Origin of the sequence: Wolbachia endosymbiont of Drosophila incompta (assembly GCF_001758565.1) — a bacterium.
Classification (GTDB): Bacteria; Pseudomonadota; Alphaproteobacteria; order Rickettsiales; family Anaplasmataceae; genus Wolbachia; species Wolbachia pipientis.
On the sequence record NZ_CP011148.1, the window covers coordinates 531,871 to 534,534 of the forward strand.

2 protein-coding genes and 1 pseudogene are annotated in these 2,664 nt (G+C 34.9%); 1 reads left to right on the forward strand and 2 read right to left on the reverse strand.

Features of this window, described 5'->3' with window-relative positions:
- A partial coding sequence (locus WG67_RS07810; RefSeq protein WP_410543616.1) for an NB-ARC domain-containing protein occupies positions 1-437 on the reverse strand: 437 nt, incomplete at its 3' end.
- A gap of 80 nt (positions 438-517) precedes the next feature.
- On the opposite strand from WG67_RS07810, the pseudogene WG67_RS06145 reads away from it, so the two are divergent.
- A pseudogene (locus WG67_RS06145) lies at positions 518-1,350 on the forward strand (IS5 family transposase).
- A 93-nt stretch (positions 1,351-1,443) separates the two neighbouring features.
- Here WG67_RS06145 and WG67_RS02320 read toward each other — a convergent pair.
- On the reverse strand, positions 1,444-2,301 hold the full coding sequence (locus WG67_RS02320) for a hypothetical protein (RefSeq protein ID WP_070356845.1): 858 nt from the start codon (positions 2,299-2,301) through the stop codon (positions 1,444-1,446).
- Between the last annotated feature and the right edge of the window lie 363 nt (positions 2,302-2,664).

A 2,664-nucleotide genomic window follows, 5' to 3' on the forward strand; every position in this document is an offset into this window, starting at 1 on the left:
TTATCATCAGATGATAAAAAGTGGGACGGTAAGAATTGACTAATACCAGCATCTTGACCTTCACTTCTATATTCTTCTGCATTATCGAAAACAAAGAGACTTTTTCTCTTGGCGAAAAAAGCGTATATGTCTCTTACAATAGATTCAATATCCCTATCTTCTGTAGGAATGCCTAAAGGATCTCTAGCTAACCTGAGAAAAGACTGCACCATGGTTTCATGGGTTTCAGCTTTTATCCATATAATATTGTTGTCATAATCTTTACTGTGTTCTTCAATATATTTTTTGGCCAGCTCAGTCTTACCTATTCCTCCCAACCCACTAATAGAAACCAGTTGCGATATTACTGTGGCTACACCTTGACTTTTTTGTATTAATTTGTGTAGTTCTCGTAATTCTTCTGTCCTTCCAGTGAACGATCCTACTGGATTTCTCACCTCAAATCGAAAGCCTCCTAAGAGGTTGTCCGGAAACAAGTAAAAGGCTATAATATCTGAAATTTTAGTACGGGGTAAAGATGAGAAAAAAGTATCCAACAGATCTAAGCGAAAGGGAATGGGCAAGAATAGAAAAACACTTCAGAGTATCATACAAGAAAGGAGGAAGGCCGCCAAAGTATAGCAAAAGAGAAATATTAGAAGCAATTTTCTATGTATTGCGTACAGGGTGTCAATGGCGGTATTTACCAAATGATTTTCCGCTATGGAAGACTGTGTATGAGCAGTTCAGGCAATGGAAGAAGCAGGGAATTTTTGAGAAAATGAATTATGAAATTACAAAATATAGTAGAAGAAAAATAGGAAGGAATGAGCAGCCGAGTGCCTGTATAGTAGATAGTCAATCTGTAAAGACTACAGAAAAGGGGGGATCAAAGGCTATGATGGAAGTAAAAAAGTAAAGGGTAGAAAAAGGCATATAATTACAGACACTCAGGGTTTTATACTAGGTTGTTACGTAGGCGCTGCTAACGAAAATGATAGAGATGGTATTAAAATAGCATTAAACAATATGAGAACAAAATATACTAAAGTTAAAAAAATGTGGGCTGACATGGGATACCAAGGAAGAAATTTAAAGAATCACATAAAGGAAGAATATGACATAGATATTGAAATTGTTAAAAGGCCTCCATGTAGATTTTGGGTGCACAAAGATACGCCACCTGAGCTACTACCAACAAGAGAACAAGGGTTTAAAGTACAGCCAAGAAGATGGGTTGTAGAAAGGACTTTTGCTTGGGTTAATAGGAATAGAAGGCTATCGAAGGAGTATGATTTACTCACAACATCCACTGAGAATTTCATATACCTAGCTATGAGTAGGGTTATGTTAAAGAGGGAATATGCTTGAATTTACTAGTTTCCGGACAACCTCTAAGATCATCTTTAGCACTTCTCACATGTTCATTCTGTGCAGGTAAATTTGATTGACCCAGTATCTCTTCTAGCTCACCATAGGTAAATTTTTTACTCTTACTATCATTCTTACCAAACTCTGAATATCAATATCATTAAATTGCTCGCCTAGCTCACTTTTGATAATATCCGCTAGTTTTATTTCATTGGGCTGATTTACTGCAAATACTAACTTATCAAAAAATTCTTTTATATTGTCTTCCAACCTACCTTCATTCATCATTCGTCCAAATTCACGTTGCCACGTCTGATTTCTTTCCAATTTCCTTTTTGAGTTCTGATCTGGCTTGTTTTGGAGTTTTTTTATCTCCTCTTCTAATTCTTCCATCGCTTCTTCTACAGCACTTTCAAATGCTGGTTGCACTACTGAAATCATGTTATTGTGAATATAAGAGAACTTATATCTAGTGCCACCATCTTTAAAATAGACATCACTAGTGTCGATTACTTCAACTAAAATTTCTATTTCCTCGTTTGGTCCTAAAGTTTTTACCCTCAACTTCTTCACTGTGTTTCGTGCTGTGCTTTGATCCAGATCAAAATCGATATTAGTACAGATAATAAAATCTTTCAGGTTACCATCTGCAAAATCTTGATTATTTTTGATCTTTAGGTAAGAAACAAAATACTTTGCTAATCCAAACTCACCACTTTTATCTTTTGTAAGTAAGTTCCCTACTCCAATTTTCTTGTTATCTTCATCTTGTGTGTGTTTAGCCTGCAAAAAACGGTATACTTTCTTACTACCTTGGGTACATTCAAATACTAAATCATCGAATTTTCTGGCCTCTTCTATTTCTGTACCTAAGCGAAAAGAGTGCTGATAGAGCACTCCTCGATGCAAAAATAGCATCAATACCTTTAGCTGGTAGATATTACCGTGCATAACTAGTTACCTCATACAGGCTGCTATAAATTTGTTTGATCTAGAATTAAAGATTACCAAACACCTAAAATAATGCAATAGAGTCTTTATGTGTTGATAGAAAGGCCTTCGAGGGTAGGAATTGCCTGGCAAACTCTTAATTCTTGATTTAAAAAAGACTTTCCAAAGACTCCCCAAATCTAATATGTAATTGCTGTAGGCTGCATTTAGTAATATAATCTCATATTAAATAAGACTTTACTTAAGTTTATGCTAGATTCTCCGCTAATTTTGACAGCCATTCTTATATTTTTCATTTTTACGTTGTCATTCTTTTTTATAAGAAAGATATTTGGGTCAACAAATAAGAAGATAATAAAATCC